Origin of the sequence: Akkermansia sp. UBA7090 (assembly GCF_002493465.1) — a bacterium.
In the GTDB taxonomy this organism is placed as follows: Bacteria; Verrucomicrobiota; Verrucomicrobiia; order Verrucomicrobiales; family Akkermansiaceae; genus Akkermansia; species Akkermansia muciniphila_A.
In genome coordinates this window covers 229881-248014 of record NZ_DKYW01000009.1, presented here as the reverse complement: position 1 = coordinate 248014, position 18134 = coordinate 229881, and the positions used below count along the sequence as shown (strand labels likewise).

Annotated in this window: 12 protein-coding genes; 3 read left to right on the top strand and 9 right to left on the bottom strand. The window is 53.1% G+C overall.

The genetic code is table 11. The annotated features are described in order from the left end of the window. From B3075_RS03985 to B3075_RS03970, 4 genes are all read right to left on the bottom strand, one after another. Nucleotides 1-900 carry a phytoene/squalene synthase family protein gene (locus tag B3075_RS03985; protein WP_290488490.1) on the bottom strand — a complete coding sequence of 300 codons (900 nt, stop codon included), beginning with the start codon at nt 898-900 and terminating at the stop codon, nt 1-3. Further along, the gene (locus tag B3075_RS03980; protein WP_290488491.1) at nt 897-2423 is read right to left on the bottom strand and encodes a sigma-54 interaction domain-containing protein; all 1527 of its coding nucleotides are present in this window, start codon (nt 2421-2423) and stop codon (nt 897-899) included. The genes B3075_RS03985 and B3075_RS03980 overlap by 4 nt, the downstream gene beginning before the upstream one ends. Nucleotides 2424-2618: 195 nt before the next feature. Continuing rightward, nucleotides 2619-4406 (bottom strand): chloride channel protein, encoded by a 1788-nt coding sequence (locus B3075_RS03975; RefSeq protein WP_290488492.1) that lies wholly within the window; start codon nt 4404-4406, stop codon nt 2619-2621. Between the two features lie 137 nt (nt 4407-4543). After that, nucleotides 4544-5338: a hypothetical protein gene (locus B3075_RS03970; protein WP_290488493.1), complete on the bottom strand. Its 795-nt coding sequence runs from the start codon at nt 5336-5338 to the stop codon at nt 4544-4546. A 214-nt stretch (nt 5339-5552) separates the two neighbouring features. Here B3075_RS03970 and B3075_RS03965 point away from each other — a divergent pair, with 214 nt between their 5' ends. Next, the gene (locus tag B3075_RS03965; protein ID WP_290488494.1) at nt 5553-7550 is read left to right on the top strand and encodes a beta-N-acetylhexosaminidase; all 1998 of its coding nucleotides are present in this window, start codon (nt 5553-5555) and stop codon (nt 7548-7550) included. Between the two features lie 331 nt (nt 7551-7881). On the opposite strand, the gene B3075_RS03960 is transcribed toward B3075_RS03965, so the two are convergent. Then, a complete protein-coding gene (locus tag B3075_RS03960; RefSeq protein ID WP_094137440.1) occupies nt 7882-8412 on the bottom strand; it encodes a hypothetical protein in 531 nt (176 codons plus the stop codon). Between the two features lie 2 nt (nt 8413-8414). Continuing rightward, a complete protein-coding gene (locus B3075_RS10430) occupies nt 8415-10949 on the bottom strand; it encodes a ligand-binding sensor domain-containing protein (protein WP_290488495.1) in 2535 nt (844 codons plus the stop codon). A gap of 179 nt (nt 10950-11128) precedes the next feature. On the opposite strand from B3075_RS10430, the gene B3075_RS03950 reads away from it, so the two are divergent. Together B3075_RS03950 and B3075_RS03945 are read left to right on the top strand one after the other, a co-directional pair. Next, entirely contained in the window at nt 11129-11554 is a 426-nt protein-coding gene (locus B3075_RS03950; protein ID WP_290488496.1) for a hypothetical protein, read from the top strand. 138 nt (nt 11555-11692) lie between these two features. After that, nucleotides 11693-12082 carry a hypothetical protein gene (locus tag B3075_RS03945; RefSeq protein ID WP_290492022.1) on the top strand — a complete coding sequence of 130 codons (390 nt, stop codon included), beginning with the start codon at nt 11693-11695 and terminating at the stop codon, nt 12080-12082. A gap of 104 nt (nt 12083-12186) precedes the next feature. Here the strand turns inward: B3075_RS03945 and B3075_RS03940 are convergent, their stop codons facing one another. The 3 genes from B3075_RS03940 to dnaE all read right to left on the bottom strand — a co-directional run bounded on the left by B3075_RS03940 (nt 12187) and on the right by dnaE (nt 18132). Beyond that, nucleotides 12187-13587: a glutamate decarboxylase gene (locus B3075_RS03940; RefSeq protein ID WP_094137438.1), complete on the bottom strand. Its 1401-nt coding sequence runs from the start codon at nt 13585-13587 to the stop codon at nt 12187-12189. 470 nt (nt 13588-14057) lie between these two features. Then, nucleotides 14058-14603 (bottom strand): GNAT family N-acetyltransferase, encoded by a 546-nt coding sequence (locus B3075_RS03935; protein WP_094137437.1) that lies wholly within the window; start codon nt 14601-14603, stop codon nt 14058-14060. Between the two features lie 4 nt (nt 14604-14607). Then, nucleotides 14608-18132, bottom strand: coding sequence for a DNA polymerase III subunit alpha (gene dnaE / locus B3075_RS03930; RefSeq protein ID WP_290488497.1), 3525 nt, complete (start codon nt 18130-18132; stop codon nt 14608-14610). Nucleotides 18133-18134 lie beyond the last annotated feature (2 nt).

The window sequence follows — 18134 nt, the reverse complement described above, 5'->3', positions numbered from 1 at the left end:
CTACAGAGCCTCTTTCCAGGAGAAGAGAAAGGCTTTCCACACCCGGGAATAAACGTCTCCGCGCGTAATCTTCACCTTTCCGGAAACCGGATGCCGCCGATCCGACCGTTGAAGCAATTCCAGCGTATCCTGCCCCAGCCAGGCGGGCAGGACGGTGGAAAAACGCAGCCGCCCGTTCCGCAAAGATTCCGCGTAAAATACTCCTTCCTTCAGCCAGCGTTCCGCACGCTCCAGCCATGGACGGTCATCGGGCGCGGGCAAATAGCTTCTTCCGCGGTCAAGGTCTTCCTCCCGGTCACGCAGAATGTTCACCAGCTGCAGCCCCATGCCGTAGTGCCTGCCCCAGCGCAAAAGCTGCTCCTCCGGCTGCGTGCTGAAGCCCGGGCCCAGCGCCAGCAGGCCCAGCCTGGTCCAGAATTCCCCTACGCAGCCGGCCACCATATAAGTATAGCGCTCCAGCTGTTCCGGGCATGAGACGGCGGCATGGCTTTCAAAATACTCCAGATCCCACGCCTGCCCTTCCACGATGGAGGCCAGCACCTGCCGCACCAGCTCCCGTTCATGCGGGGAAAGGTTTTCCAGCAGAGCCAGGCATTCGGGGAAACGGGCCAGCAGTTCCGCCTCCCCCCGGTGCGGCTGGACTGTAGAAAGAACGCCCAGACGGCCAAAGCAGGTGGCGGCATCCTCCCTGGAAGCGGAGCCGGCCACCGTCTCCCCCATCATCCTCAAAAGCGCCAGGCGTTCCCGGCAGTCCATATCCACGGCGTCCGCCACCGTATCCGTGGCGCGCGCCAGCAGATAGCCCACGGCCACGCCGGAGCGCATTTCCCGGGGCAGGAAGCGCATGCTCAGGTAGAAGGACCGGGAGACGGCCGATAGAAGCTGATCAAGGCCTTTCATGATTTCTGCAGGCCCAGCCTGTGCATTTTATAGTGGAGTACCCGCGGGGAAATGCCCAGTTCCCGGGCCGCGGCGGACATATTGCCCGGAGAACGTTTCAATGCGGCCACAATCAATTCCCGTTCAAAGGAGTCCACCATGGTCGGCAAATCAGCGGGAGCCTCCCCGTCACGGGAATAAGGAGCGTCATGGCTGGGCATCTGGAGGGAGGCGGGGAGGTTGTAGCCGTAAATGCAGTCGTCCTGCGCCGTAATGACGGCACGTTCCATGCAGTTTTCCAGCTCCCGCACATTGCCGGGCCAGTGGTAAGCCATGAGCATATTGATGGCGGGAGTGGACAACCGCTTGATGTCCTTCCCGTATTTCAAATTGAACTTGGAAAGAAAGTGTTCCGCCAGCAGCATGACATCCCCCTTGCGTTTGGACAGATCCGGCATGACGATGGGGAAAATGTTCAACCGGTAATACAGGTCTTCCCGGAACTTGCTCTCCGCCATCAATTCCTCCAGATTGCGGCTGGTGGCGGCGATAAAGCGCACGTCTGCATGAAGCTCCCTGTTGCTTCCCACGCGGGAAAAAGTTTTTTCCTGGAGAAAACGCAGCAGCTTCACCTGCATCTGGAGGCTTAAATCCCCGATTTCATCCAGAAACAGGGTGCCGCCGTCCGCCGCCTCCGCACGGCCGATGCGGCGGCTGGTGGCTCCGGTAAAAGAGCCCTTTTCATGGCCGAACAGCTCGCTTTCCAGCAGGTTCTCCGGCATGGCCGCACAATTCAGCGTCACCAGCGGCTTATCCTTTCTGCCGCTCAGGTTCACCACGGCGCGCGCCACCAGCTCCTTCCCCGTTCCGGAACTTCCCCGAATCAGCACCGTGGCATCGCTGGGCGCCACCTGGCGGATCTGTTCATACACCTGGAGCATGGTGCTGCAATTGCCGATCAACTCTCCCGGATTAGTCGTCAGAAGCTCCCGGAGTTTCTCATTTTCCGCCACCAGGGCGGCGCGTTCCTCATGCGCCTGGAGGCTGGCAGCCAGAGCATCCCCAACGATATTGCCCACAATTTCCAGCAGTTTCTGGTCCCGCTCCAGATCAGTGTCCCGGTCCACGGCACGGTCAATGCTCAACGTGCCGATGACCTGCTGCAAATGAATGATGGGAACGCAGATGAACGCTGCCCTTTCACCGCTTTTGCGCGTGCGGGTACGGTTCAGGAACCTGGGATCACGGGAAATGTCCTCAATCACATGGGGCCTTCCCGTTTCCGCCACATGCCCCGTAATGCCTTCCCCCACATGGTAATGGCCACGTTTCATTTCCTGCTCGTCCAGTCCGTGGGAGGCTTCAATCATCAAATCATTCCCGCGGCGGATGGTAAATGTGCCGCGCAGCATCTTCATGCGGCGGTAAAGCACGTCCAGGATATGCCGGAGCAAAGCCGTGCCATTGCGTTCATTGACAATAGCGGAGCTGATTTCCTTCAGCACGACCATCTCCAAATCCGGTGACCTGTTTACTTCATTCATGCAATCCGGGGCTGGGCGAATATTAACCGCACGCCCCCGCCATACCAACTACTTTTTCTTTCACCGCCATGCAGCCGGGCAAAAAACAGCGCAGGAAATACGGATAACATCCTGGCGCTTAATTTTGGTAATGTTACGAACGGAAATCAAAAAATTTTACAAAATTGTAATACCAAGCCCTTGCTTCGTCTCATTTTACATGCCCACGTCTCCGCCGGACTCCCGCTTCATCATCTCCGTAATAACCTGGAACAACGCGTTGCGGTACAGCACGCCGTCCAGCCTCCCGGTATTCTTCCAGATTACGGGAAAGGCGGGTAGGTGGGTTTGTTCAAACAGCTTCAAAGCATCCGTCAGATGGGTGCCGGCATCCAGCACGGGAGCGCCCGTACGAACCAGAGCCCCCGCATCAGGAGGAGTTCCCTCTTTCTGCATCTCCATCTTCCGGCGAACCTCCAGAAAATCCTCCGGATAAATGGCCCCTTCATAAGTCCCATCTTTATTCACCACAAAAACCAGGTCTCCGGGGTTCCGCAGCATCAGGGAGGAAACGTCATCCAGGGATGCGTCCGGAGCTACCTGGGGCACTACGTGCCGCGCCAGGTCATGCACATAGACCTGCGCCATGGGCAGGTTGACGACGGACGCCGGGCTGCCGGCCAGACTGGCGGCATACATGGAACGCGCGCGAATCAGCTTTCCCGTGCCATAAGCGCTTACGACCCCAATCAGCAAGGGATAAATCATTTGCCCGCTCATGGAAAATTCCACCACCATCACCAGGGCCGTCAGGGGGGCCTGGGCCGCCACGGCGAAAAAGGAAGCCATCCCCACCATCGCATACGCCACCGTATGGTTGCCCTCCATTCCCAGGGACGTCAGAACCGTACTGAAAATAAACCCCACCATGCTCCCCACGTATAAGGTGGGCGTCATGGCTCCCCCCACCGTACCGCAGCCAAACACCACAGCCACGGCAGACACCTTTACCAGAAGCAGGATGAGCGCCTCCCGCGTGCCGTAATCCTCATGAACCAGCCCGGTAATGAGAGCCTGACCATTGCCCACCACTTCCGGATAAAAAACGGCCAGAATCCCCACGACCAGCCCGGCGGCCGCCAGACGCAGCGGCAGAAGGGATTGGCGGCCATTCAAATATCTGGCGGCCGCATCCAGCAAACTGACCCATCCCCTGGCCGCCACGGCAGCCGCCGCCCCCAGGGCAATGCACCAGAGAGACTGGGAAAAGACAGTAAAGCTTTCAAACGGAGAACTGTACAGGGGAGAAGGATCCCCCAGCAGATGCAGCATCACGAATCCGGTACAGGAGGCGATGAGCAGTGGCGCCAGAATATCCATGCTCACGGTGCCAATGATGATTTCACTCACGAACAGGCAACCGGAAAAAGGGGCATGGAACGCCGTCGTGAACCCAGCCGCCGCCCCGCAGCCCACCAGCAGCCGGAGCCGCGGAATAGATACGTGCAGGCGCTGCCCCACATTAGACGCAATCAGAGCGGAAGACTGGATGATTGGCCCTTCCTTGCCGATGGCGGCCCCGGAAGCGATGCTCCATGCCGCGGAAAAGACTTTCAGGGCGGAGGCACGGAACTTGATCAGCCCGTTTCCGATGGACATGGCCTCCATGTATTCCGTAGCCTGCCCCGGCATCCTCTTCTTCAGGAACAGCAGGATGCAGCCGGCCACCAGTCCGCCCGCCACCGGAATAAACATGCGCCATTCCGGCTCCACCAGGGAAAAAGTGCCTACGCGGGAATCCGACCAGATGCCTGTGAGCATCCATTGGATTACTTCCACCATCCACTCAAAAAACAGAGACATGCAGGAGCCCACCATCCCGACGAGCACGGCCCATACATAGGTGACCTGCCTTTCCCCCACTTTCCAATGATGGAACAGTTTCAAAATCCATCCGTACCAGACGGAATCCGGCGGCTGAGACTGGGGGGACGGAGTATTCATGAAAAGAGAGAAATACTATTCCGTTGTGACAAAAAAATGTCCCCCGCCGTTCGATACGGAAGAAAAAAACTCCCTGCCCCACACCCTCCGGAACCAGCGGAAATTCGCAACGGACACGCTGACGACCCGTCCGGAAGTCAGAATGTATATTTTAAATTGACGCCATAATAGAAATCATCCCCCAGCCCCTTCTGCTTTACCACGGTCAGCGCCTGGCTGTAATTGGTAAACAATTCCACAGTCAGGCGTCCGGTGGCGCGGAAGGTAACGCTCAGATTATAATCCAGGGCATTGGAGCCATGGTGCACCACCGGGCCTACATACCCTCCATTGTAACCATAGCGCACTACGGCGTCCACCCGCACGCAATCCGCTATTTCCTCATGCAGCCCCGCAAATACGGCGTAATAACCGCGGAACGTATGGTTGTTATACTGCCAGTACAGGTCCGCGCCACCAAACCAGCGGTCGGAAAAATGATAAGTCGTTTTCAAGCCGGGACGCGGAATTCCCTTGTCTCCCGGAAAAACAAAGCTGTGCTCATACCAGGGCATGACCGTCCAGTTTCCCAGTTCCCTGACGTAATCCAGCCGGTATTTCAACTCCGCATGATTCCGATGGTCCGTGGAAACGCCGTACCATATTTTCCCCACCCACTCTTTATACTGTATTTCAGGGACAAACATGCAGAGAGGGCCGTCCCACAAGTCCAGGCCCTCGCACTCGTACTTGCTGGCCCACCCCGTCTGAAAGCGCAAATAAACACGCTCATCCGCAGGACCGGCCAGGGAAAGGGGATGGGGGCATGCCGTCTTCAGGTGGTAGGCCTGTTCCTGGCAAACTGCCGCCGCCCAGGCTCCGGAGCACGCCGGCATGCCCGTGCAGGCCGCCAGCGACAACAGAATTACGGTTTTCATCTTCATATTGGTCATGGTTGGAGATTTTCTGAAATGGCGTATCCGGAAGCGGCTCCATCCTGCGCACCCGCACTCCGCTTTTGCCGCAAACGGACGCTGCGTCCGCCCCGGACACATACCTTCTGAAGATGAGACCCGCATCAAAAAACAATATTCAGTTTCAGGAGCCAAAAAAACAAATTCCCCATGAAAGATTGTGTCAGCAGCCTTTGTACCTATAACCGTGTCCATGAAATTCCTTATCCCCGCACTTGTTCTGTCCGCCAGCTTTCCAGCAGCTTTCTCACAAGAACAAATCATCCCGAAACCTGCGGAAATCACCTTGTTCAAAGGAAGTCCGGCCCGGCTCACCCGGGATTCCTTCATCATCACGACAACGCAGGACAAGGCTTTCCTGAATCAGGCAGGGCAATTACAGCAGATGCTCAGCGAAGGGACAGGGCTCCCTCTTCCCCTTAAAACAGCCGGACAAGCGTCGAAGAAAGCCGCCTGCATCATCATCAAAAAAGACCCGTCCCTGGCCGCCAGGGGAGAAGAGGCCTACTCCATTCAATCTTCCCCAGGAGGCATCATCCTTTCCGCGGCCGATGCCAGGGGCATCTTTTATGCGGGGCAAAGCCTGGTCCAGATGATGCCTGCCATTTTCCACGACGGGACGGCGGATAAATCCATCGTCCCGTGGAACATTTCCAAAACTCCGTTCCACATAACGGACTATCCGCGGTTCTCCTGGCGGGCTCTGATGATTGATGAGGCGCGCCACTTCTTTGGTGAAAAAACCATTAAGCAAATCATCGACCAAATGGCTCTGCTAAAAATGAACATCCTGCACTGGCACCTGACGGACGACACAGGATGGCGCATTGAAATCAAAAAGTATCCGCTCCTGACCTCAATCGGCTCCAAACGCAGAGAATCGGAAATCGGCACATGGCACAGCGGCAAATCAGACGGAACGCCGCATGAAGGCTTTTATACCCAGGAACAAATCAGGGATATCGTGCAATACGCAGTCCGCCGCAATATCACCGTCGTTCCGGAAATTGAAATGCCGGGCCATGCCAGCGCAGCCGCCGCAGCATACCCCTTCCTGAGCCTGAAAACTCCCGTGGAAGTGCCCACCACATTCATTGTCAACACAGCCTTCGATCCCACTTCGGAAAAAACTTATGCCTTCCTGTCCGATGTTCTGGATGAAATCGCGGCGCTCTTCCCCGGCAAAATCATTCATATAGGCGGGGATGAGGTGCGCTATGACAAGCAATGGAAGGGCGTTCCGGAAATTGAGGAATTCATGAAAAAAAACGGCATGAAGAATTATGCGGACGTCCAGATGTATTTCACCAACCGCATGTCCGGCATTATTGCCCAAAAAGGGTGCCGCATGATGGGATGGAATGAAATTTACGGACATGACGTCAATGGGGACGGAGGAGGAAAAGCCGGAGCCAAACTGGACACCAACGCCGTCATCCAGTTCTGGAAAGGCAACACCGGCCTGGCCAAAAACGCTATCCGGGACGGACATGACGTCATCAATTCCCTCCATACCTCCACCTATTTGGATTACAGCTACGGCAGCATTCCCCTGCAAAAGGCATACGGATTCGAACCCGTTTTTCCCGGGTTGGAGGAACAGTACCATTCCAGAGTCAAGGGGCTGGGCGCCCAAGTATGGACGGAATGGATTGCCACACCGGAACGTCTGCATTACCAGGCGTTTCCCCGTGTCTGCGCTTTTGCGGAGGTTGGCTGGACTCCCGCAGGCAACAAGGATTTTCCGGATTTCAAAAAACGCCTGAAAGCGTATAGCGAACGCATGGACCTGATGGGAATCAAATTTGCCCGGAATATCATCAGCCAAATAGACAAGTCCGACTTTTTCAATACGCCCAGGATCGGCACATGGACGCCCGCCGTCCTGACCGGACAGGAACATTCGTTTGACGTTACCAAACTGGTCAGGGCTCCCGGCAAATACACCGTCACCCTGCTGTACGACAAGGGCGCTCACGCCATTGAAATCGAATCTGTAGCCCTGTATGAAAATTCCCGGGAAATCTCCCGGGACGCCCATGCGGGCAGGAGCGGCGCCCATAAGGAAAATATCCAGTACATCCTGAATGCCCCGGAACCCAGGCAAGGAGCAACCTATACGGTCAAAGCCAAATTCAAAGGGGCCGGAGGCCGGGATTCCCACGGAACAGTGTATTTTGAAACGCCATAAAACGCAGCCCCGCCCCACGCAAAAAAACGCAGAGACCTCGCACAGGGCCCCCTTTATTCCGGCAAACGGGACATTCCCTCCGCAGCCTCGTGTTTTACGGACAGGAGCTTTTCAGTATCATCGGCATCCCAAGGCGCCGGATGTTTTCCCGCCGGGGAAGCAGCACCTTTCCATCAAGCGGCACGAAACTGCCCCTCTAAACCGGAAAGGCTTGCCCCGAAAGCAGGATTGACCCAACAAAGCTCCGGAGGTCGCCGTCTGCGGACCTCCGGAGCCTAAATAGCCGGGAACCGGCGGAAGATGATTTTCATCCGGGAAAACCAAACGGAATTCACATATTATCATCTACTACTTTTTCTACATACTTGAAAAAGATGCTACCGTCCTCTCCGCTGATTCCATAGTCTCTGACATCCTCGATATTCGCATTTTTAATCCGGGTAATAATATAGACTTTGGAGTACAAAATCCCCCATTCCCCATGCTTTTTCTCATGAAACCAGATATGATGGTTATAGTATGGTTCAAAATAAATGGTGCCCCCGTCTCTCGGATCTGAAATCGGGCCGGAATATTTGACAACAATATAGCTGATTCCCTTGTAACACCATTCCCTGCCGCATTGCGGATTTTTGGAAAGGGTGGTGCTCATTTCAAGGGTGGTGTTCATGACATCATAGGACAATCTATCCTCATCATGGTATTTGATTCCTTTTTGAGGCAGATTGAACTGATTTTTGATGATGACTCCATCATAAATAAGGCGTCCCCCTTTCCATTCCGTTTTCTGCGGAACTGTTTCTCCTTTCAAGAGACAGATTCCCGAGAGAGAAACCATTATAGCACAGGCAATTTTATTCATTGTTATTTTCTACTTTGTTGTTTCAGCAATTCTTTATTAAGGAATTCCTTCATTTCCTGAACAGTTTTTTCAGGAGGAGTCTTCGCATCGTCCCGATACTGCCGCCAGTCGATGCGCAGTTTGGCCATCAGGCGCAATTCACTGAGGGAGAAAGGGACAGTACCCGGGGCATTCGGCATAAAATCCCGGGACCTGTTGCCGATATAATAAATCTGGCTCTGATCCCAGGAACGCTTCATGGTTTCATCGAAGGAAGCTCTCACTCGGTCGTCGCTCACTCTGGCTTCCCACTGGAGGCAGTCCGCCAGGCAACCACCCTCGGCCCGGCTCTCCCGGGCCTGCCGCCACAGGGCAAGAATATACCTGTTCTGAAGACTGCACGCAGCCGGCGTCAGGTATTTGCGCGTATACTGCAACTCATACAAAGGCTTGCACACAGCCTTTTCCCTCTGTCCCAGAGCAGCTCCATTCACCCTTTCCGGAGTGGGAACAATGCCAGCCAGCGCACCGGATACGTAATAAGGCAATTCCTCAGGCATTCGGATTTCCCACGGTATTTTTTCATTCACAAACACCCCGTTTAAAATGGTATTAAAGGAACCGTTCCGGCAAATACGGAACAGGTAAATCCCCCCCTTCCTGCTCATGAACCTTTTATAAACCCCGGACCCCGCAAATCTGGAAACGCGAGTGCGCGCCTCCACCGGGTAGGAATACCACTGCTCCATGGAGGAGGCAAGTTCCTTCCCCCGACTATTCTGTTCTCCTATCGCAAGATCCCCCTCAATATTGAACAGGAACACAAGGGGGGCGGTGGAAGGGTGCCTTCTGGCTTCCACTACGTAATCCCGCCTGGATTCATTGGTGAGATAACCGTTGGGATTATAAAAATACAGAGCTATTTCATGAACACCCTCCGGCACCTCCACGGCTACCCAGATATCAGGTCCGTCCACAAAGCCAGGATACGCTTCCCCATGGTCATCCCACTCCGCCTCTGTCCGCACGGAATCCGTAGGGTCGAAAAGAACGTTGCGGTTATTATTTTCCTTAATGCTGTGCACCCACCAGCGCAGCGCGTCTCCCTTCTTGCGGTTGAGCCCCATCAGCCCTTGAATCCAGTAGGGAGACAAGGCCCCCTTGTATCCGGGATGGCCGGGAACGGAAGAAAGGGTACGGAACCGGATAGGCTTGGCTTTAAACTCGGAATTGCTCATGGGGGCATTCGTGGCGCACAGCGTGGCACGCGTGTGCCCGTACTTCCCGCACCAGTCCCCTTTCGTAGTCCAGTCCTCCCCCCGGAACACAATACTCTTCCCCGCATGCGCATCGGATCCCAGCTTTTCCAATCTTCTGAGTACCACGGAAGGCTCCTCCATCTGCGCCGGACGAGGAAACGAAACTTCATTGTCCTGCGGGCTCCTGTCCAGTTGATAAGCCAGAGCCCCCTTTTTCAGGCGAACAAGTCCCCGTCCATATGTCCCTGCCCAGACGCTCCCGTCCCGAAGCGCCAGCAAGGAAGGGACATCCACGTTTTCCAGCCCCTTTCTTATTCTCTGATTCACCGTCATCTTTTCAGCATCCAGCACATCCACTCCCTGCATCCGGTAACCGACGAAAATCTCCTTTCCCTGCTGGATAACGGAAGAAATAAAATCTTCAGACAACATTCTGGAATTCGACTCTCCCGGAACCGCGGTTTTCCGTGCGGCAGAACCATACAGATGACTGTTTTTCTGGGCATAATCACGCCCTCTCATATAACGCCAAGAACTGATGCCGTTACTGTACGCCAACCCCGAACAGGTACCCACCAGAATCTGATCCTTATCCGTACAAGTCAACACATTGCAGATATTGGAAGGCAAGCCATCACCATACGGCTGGTACGGCTGACGGGCGAATTGCCTGTTGTCCCAGTACCAGGGGGCCTGAACATTCTTCCACTGCATATACCTTGATTGGCGGGAAGAACAGGATACTCCGCCGCAGGCATAGGCCAGCCACAAATTGCCCCTGGCATCAAAACCTGCGGAAGCCGCCTGGTCTTCCGCCAGGCCAGTGGATCTGTCCAGCGTCTTCCACGAATCGCCTGCAGGATCGTAAACGGATACGCCGCCGGATGAGGCTACGGCAACCTCCCCGGAGACGGGAGAAATGGCCAAAGCATAAACATGCTCGCCATTCAGTGCATTGCTGCGGTTATACATTTTCCATTCTCTTCCGTTAAAAACGGCTACGCCGCTGTCATCCGTGCCCGCCCAGATGCGCCCCTGCCTGTCCTCCGCAATACAGGTGAAATTCTTTCCTTTGGGAAAACCGGAATAATAGTCCATATTAAGCCACGATTTTTCATATGCCCGGTCCCCAACCTGAAGGCGGTAAATGCTTTCTTTTTCTCCTACAACCCAAATGGAGCCGTCAACAGCTACCAGCGTACCGCGAATAAACCGGACCGGACATTCCGGAAGCTGCTCCGGTACCTGAACGGTTACGACTTCTCCTGCCGCCCACGCCCCCAACAAAAGGAAAATCAACGCAAATATCCTTATGAAGTGTTTGAATTTAATCAACATAACCAACTATCCCCTGATTATTACAGGAGAATATTATTGGTTTTTATCACTGTCAATTCCGTTTTCAATTTATTATCAAGTTTTCAAAAATAAAATACAACACAATCCGTTTATAATTATACATATAAATAATTTAATATATGTTAGTTTTCTTAAAAATTTTGATTCCTGAAAAAATCCTTACTAATACTTTTTCATGCCTGAATGGGAAAATACAGGGAACAAACCTGGCAACCACACCCGGCATCCCGTTTTTTCAACATGCTTTCCCCAATTATTCTCTGATTCAAATTTCAACGCCGCTATGCGTTTTCCCATATCAAGTTATATTCACCGGCCTTCTTCACGGCAGGGGAATAAGCACAGTTCAACATCCGAATGGAGATGGAAACCATATTGTCATCTACTTTTCCGGAGCGATAATATGGCCATTCCCGGAGGAGGATTCCGCGATGATTGCCCAAGAAGAGAAAGTGTTGTCCGCACCAACACGAACAATTCTTCCGAACCTGATTCCAGCAACCAGTTCCGGCAGAGTCAGACGGAACCCTGTTGGCGATGGATAAAGAACTGATTCATAAGGTGGAACTAACAGCCACCTGTATATTAAAGCCACCAAAGGAAAGGCGGCCGGAACCGGGCCGGAAGACCGGAAGAGGGGAAAACGAAGATAAAGAGATGGCGGCCCCGGTTCCCTCCCCAAGATGGACTATCCGGGCAATTATAACAGGGACCAGCAGATTGCTGCTGAGAGACTCAAACCCGGAGATGTGAAAAAGCCATCTCCCGAAAAGATGCGGCCAAATTCAGGAGAGATAGAAGATGCCAGTCCGCACGTTTCCTCCCCGCCCTCCAGATGTCAATTATTCCTTCTTGCTCAAGGATGGAAGACGGAGAAATCGAACCGCCCTGACATAACCAGCCTCTCCGGATTATTTCCGGTGAGGGGGATATTTCATTCCTCAACAAAAGAAAGGAACTTCATTATTCTGCCCCGGCCCATAGCGGAACAGCCTTTCCTCCCCGGATTGTCTGCCAGGGAACCGTTGAATGCCCCGCTGAAATATCAAAACGCATCAAATAAACGCTTATGAAAGCTCCGCAGCTGTCAGGTCCACGCACAAACCTTGACAACTGCGGAGCCGCGCTTACACACACTTATTCATCCAACAAAAATCGCTCAGCAGAGCTTCTTCCATCAGGAATGGTGGAAAGCCGTTCCTTCTTCCGCCGTCATCGGAGAAGAAACCGGGTGTTTCTCAAAGAAAGCGAGCATGCGCTTGTAATCTTCCAGGAACAGATCTGCCAAATCCTTGGAGAAGCCCTGGCGAACCATGACGCGCATCACCACCGTATCCTGACAGTTGGCAGGGAGCGTGAAGGCGGGCACCTGCCAGCCGCGGGTTCTCAGCTTATCTGAAAGGTCAAAAAGCGTGTAGTTCGTATTGGCTCCATCCTTGATGAAGAAGCAGACAGCGGGAATACCTTTTTCCGGATCGCCCGTGCAAATAAATTCGTACGGTCCCAGTTTGGAAAGCTCATCTGAAATGTACTTCGCTACCTCATAAGCCTGCGTATGGATGTTCGTATAGCCTTCCTTGCCCAAGCGGATGAAATCATAATACTGGCAGATAATCTGTCCGGCCGGCCGTGAGAAATTAATGGCAAAATTGGGAATTTCTCCGCCAAGATAGTTGACATTGAAAATCAATCCTTCAGGCAGGTAGGAAATATCTCTCCAAACGACCCAGCCGACTCCGAGCGGAGCCAATCCGTACTTATGGCCGGAAGCGCTGATGGACTTGACGCGGGGAATGCGGAAGTCAAAGACAACATCCGGGGCGCAGAACGGGGCAAGGAAGCCGCCGCTGGCGCCGTCTACATGGATGTCAACGCTGATGCCGGTCTTGTCTTCGTAATCGTCCAGAGCCTTGGCAATTTCCGCCGGCAATTCATAAGCGCCCGTATAGGTCACACCAAACGTAGGAACCACAACGATGGTGTTCTCATCAATCTGTTCCAGCATCCGGTCAACATCCATCTTCCATTTCCCGGGCGCCATCGGGATTTCACGCATTTCAATATCCCAATAGCGGCAGAACTTGTGCCAGCAGATTTGGACAGGACCGCATACCAGGTTGGGCTTGTCAATGGGTTTGCCGGCAGCTTTCCGGCGGGCTCTCCAGCGCCACAGGGCGGCCATGCCTCCAAGCATGCATGCTTCACTGGAACCGATAGTGGAACAACCAATGGGTTTTTCATTTTTGCTGGCATTCCAAAGATTGGCAATGATGGCAGCGCAACGCATTTCAATAGCGGCTGTCTGGGGATATTCATCCTTGTCAATCATGTTCTTGTTAATGCTGAGGTTCATCAGCATCCTGACCTGCTTTTCATCCCAGGTCTGGCAGAAGGTTGCAAGGTTCTGGCGGGCATTGCCGTCCAGCATCAATTCATCGGACACCAATTGAAAAGCGTCCTCCGCGCGCATCGCGTAATCCGGGAACTCATCCTTGGGGAGAAGGTTATCTGCTTCCGGAGAGCCGAAAATGGAATTTTCCGCCCGGGCTGTATCAGGTTTTTGATTTGGATCAAACATGACGGTATTTATTGTTTCATCGTTTCCGGGCTGACCATGACAGGCTGCCCGCATGAAGGATAGAAGCACCCAAGAATCAAAGCGTTCATATTTCCATTGTCATTATCCTATATATAAATTTTCCAGAAAAAGACAAAATATAGATATATTTCATTATTGATGGACTATTAAAATGATTTAATTGCAGACCTTCTTATAAAAATCCGTCCATATTTCTAAACTCCACCTGCACCAATTCAACGCCGTGGCAAGTTACACCTTTTAAGTCACGCTTGGCGACAAAGGCTCCAACGCGCACCCTGCATTTCTTCAGCATTGCAGTCCGTTCGATTTGCCGGGAGACAATGGGAAAAAAGAATGGATAAACCTGCAAAATATCACAACCTGTTCATCATTTTCCTATAAGGGAGAACAAGCCTTCCCATGAAAAGCCCGGGATACGGTGTCGAAAATCAGCCAGAGGCTCATCTTCAGGGAGCATCCTTTACATAAAGTACATGCGGATAAAGGACAGAATCCGGAGCAACTTTGGGATGGTTGAATTCCGCTATTTTCCTCATTCCAACGCGTTGCATCACGGCTTGTGAAGGGAAATTCACGCAAGCAGTAAAAGAATATACCCGGTCAAAACCGAATCGTTCAAAACCATGTTTCAGGCATGCACGGGCGCCTTCCGTAGCATATCCATATCCCCAGGCTTCCGGCACAAGCCTCCAGCCTATTTCCACACATGGTGTAAAATCCGCTTCAAAATCAGCCCAATGAAAGCCGAGAAGACCAATCAGGGAACCGGAATGTTTCAATTCCGCTGCGTACAATCCATATCCTCTTTCATCCAGTTCTTCCCGCATACGGCCCCACATGGAAAGAGAATCCTTTTCCGTCATGATGCCGGGGAAAAAACGCATTACCCGGGGATTGGCGTTCATAGCCGCAAAAAAGGGCCAGTCTTCTTCCCGCCACGCCCGTAATACCAGGCGTTCAGATTCCGGCAATGACAGCTTTCCTCCCGGCATGACCTTAATTGTACATAGAAAGCTCTGTTTCCAACTCTGGGCAGCGATTCACGCGGAACCGTTCATCCAGTTCCAGAATTTGGCTATGTCCCAGGCTGTCCTTGATGGTGAGATTGACTTTGGAACGACCGGGATACCTTTTTAGAATATCCCGTATCTGTTCCAGATTTTTTCTCGTGTGGCGGAGGGGACTGACAATGATATTCAGAGGCCCCTGCTCCCCGGATTTGGATTTGCGCTTTTTGCCTCCCAGGGGGTCAATGCCCTGCGCAGCCACGCTTTTGGAGGATGTGCGGTCATCCTCCCGGATGTTGGCTCGCACGGAAACGAAAACGCCCGGTTCCAGGCCGCCCTCCATTTCCTGAGCCTTTTCATAAACATCCGACCACAACAACACTTCTATGCTGCCAGTAAAATCTTCCAATGTCAGAATGGCGAATTTTCTACCGGCCTTGCTGATCTTGGGGGTGACGGAACGAACCATGCCGGCAATCTGGTGCTTCTGCTTGAGTTCGTGCGGTTCCAGTGTGTCAATGAGCCCTATGCGGGTGTATTTTTCCGCATCAATGACACCGCGCATGGAGTCCAGAGGATGGCCGCAGAAGTAAGCGCCCAACAGATCCTTTTCATCCCCCATACGCTGCTCCTTGGACCATTCCGGAACGGCGGGCTCGTCCTTTACCCTGGGCGCTTCAAAGGTCATGTCAAACAGGGAACCCTGCCCCAGAGCCTTATCCTTGTGTACCTGGGAAGCGCCGCTGAGAGCCAGATCCACACGTTCAAACAGGACGCAACGCGGCTCCAGCGTCCAGTCCAGCGCTCCCGCACGAATCAGGGATTCAAGAATCTTTTTGTTGACAGATTTGGAATCCAGCCTGTTGCAAATGTCCTCCATACTGGAAAATTCCCCGTTCTTCTCTCTTTCTTCCAGAAGAATCTGCATAGCCCCCTCTCCCACGTTTTTAATGGCCGCCAGTCCATAACGCACAGCCAGCTTGCCGGAAGGCATTTTCTCAGGAGTGAACTTGAGCATGGATTTATTCACATCAGGAGGCAGGATTTCAATACCCATGCGGTTGGCTTCCTGAATGAACACCCCGATTTTGTCATTGTTCGCCTCATTAGACATCAGCCCGCAGAGAAATTCCACAGGGAAGTGGGCCTTGAGGTAGGCCGTCCAGTAGGAAATATGCCCGTAGCAGGCGGAGTGGGACTTATTAAAACCGTACCCGGCGAATTTTTCAATTTTGTCAAAGATGGCTGTAGCCGTCTTTTCATCAATCTGGTTTGTTTTCCAGCATCCTTCAACAAAATGGGCTTTTTCCTTGGCCATCTTCGCCGGGTCCTTCTTGCCCATGGCGCGCCGCAGAAGGTCGGCCCCGCCAAGCGTATAACCGGCCAACAGCTTGGCAGCCGCCTGCACCTGTTCCTGATAGATCATCACGCCGTAGGTTTCCCCGCTGACCTGTTCCAGCAAAGGATGCTCGTACTCCACCTGGCGCAACCCCTTCTTGACTTCAATCATTTCATCCATGAACTGCATGGCTCCCGGTCGGTAAAGAGCCAGCAGGTCAATGATGTCTTCTATTTTCTGAATCCCGTAACGGCGGCAAGTGTCCACCATACCACCGGATTCCAACTGGAAAACCCCCATCGTATCTCCCCTGTTCAGCAGGTCCAGGGTTTCCCGGTCATCCAGAGGGACGGAATCCAGTTTGAATTCCGGCACGCGCCAGCGGGCGTATTGCTCCGCATCATGCATAACGGTCAGAGTCTTCAAGCCCAGGAAGTCCATCTTCAAAAGCCCCACTTCATAAATCGCGCTCATATCGCACTGGGCGACGACAGCGGCATGAGGATCGGAAAGGTCATCACGAGTGAGGGCCACATGCTCGTCCAGGGGGCGGTCACCGATCACGACGCCCGCCGCATGTACCCCCACGTTGCGGATCAATCCTTCCAGGCGGGTCGCGTACCCCCACAATTCCGCATACCCCTCATCAGAGGCAATCAGCTCCCTCAGCTCTTCATTACTCTTATAGCTGGACTGAAGAGTCACCTTGGGACCGGTTTCGATAAGTTTGGAAATACGGTCTCCATCCGCATAGGACATATCCATCACACGGGCTACGTCCCTGAGTACAGACTTGGCCCCCATGGTGCCGTACGTAATGATGTGGGAAACAGCGCGTTCCCCGTATTTCTGCCGGACGTAGTCGATTACTTCCGGCCGGCGAGTCTGACAAAAGTCAATATCGATATCCGGAGGGCTGACGCGTTCCGGATTTAGGAAACGTTCAAAGATTAATCCGAACCTCAGAGGATCTATATTCGTGATTTTCATGGCATAAGCCACCAAGGAACCGGCTGCGGAACCGCGTCCGGGACCTACGGGAATGTCATGATCCTTGGCCCAGTTGATGAAGTCCGCCGTAATCAGGAAATAGGAAGGGAATTTCAACTGGTTGATAATTCCAAGCTCATAATCCAAACGGTCGCGCAATTCCTTGTCCGCAGCTACACGTTCCTTTCCATACCGTTCTTCCAGCCCCTTATAACATACTTTACGCAAGTATTCTTCGCGGGACGACCCGTCCGGCGTGCCGAATTCAGGGTATTTTTCCGTACTGGTGGAATCCAGCTTGATAGTAACATTGCACCGTTCCGCAATTTTCAACGTATTTTCCACGGCCTCCGGATAATCCCTGAACACCTCCCGCATTTCTTCAGGAGATTTCAAATACACTTCCGTGGAATAGCGCATGCGTTTTGGGGAAGCCAGCTTTTCGTTGGTTCCGATACAAATCAGAACATCGTGCATGTCGTGATCTTCCTTCCTGAGGAAGTGCACGTCATTGGTAGCAACAATGGGGGTATTAGTCTTGCGGGCGATGCGCACCAGCTCCGGCAGACATTTTTTCTGTTCCTCCATGCCGTGGTCCTGAAGCTCTACAAAAATATTGTCGTCTCCAAAAATATCCTTTAGAGCCAGAAGGGCTTCCTCCGCTTTTTCAGGCTGGTCATTGAGCAGCCATTCATTAAGAGGTCCGGCAATGCACGCTGTACAACAAATGAGGCCCTCATGGAATTCCCGCAGGGTTTCCATATCCACGCGGGGTTTATAATAAAAGCCTTCCAAGTGGGAACGGGACACCAGCTTAACCAGATTCTGCCATCCGGTTTCATTTTCCGCCAGTAAAAGGAGATGTGTGTATTTGCGGCGTCCGGGAAGCTGTTTTTTCACGCTGATGGGCGTAGGAGAAAGGTAAACTTCGCAACCAAAGATAGGCTTTACTTCCTGCCTCCGCGGACCTTCCGGATGCTCCTTGTTCCAGGCGGCCACGGATTTATTGAGGCTGTTTGTCTCCATGACCAGTTCAATGGCTCCGAACAGATTGCCGTGATCCGTAACGGCAACGGCGGGCATTCCCATGCGGGAACACTCAGCAATGAGATCCCTGATATGGACTGCGCCGTCCAACAAGGAATATTCCGTGTGATTGTGAAGGTGTACGAAGGAGCCGGGCATGA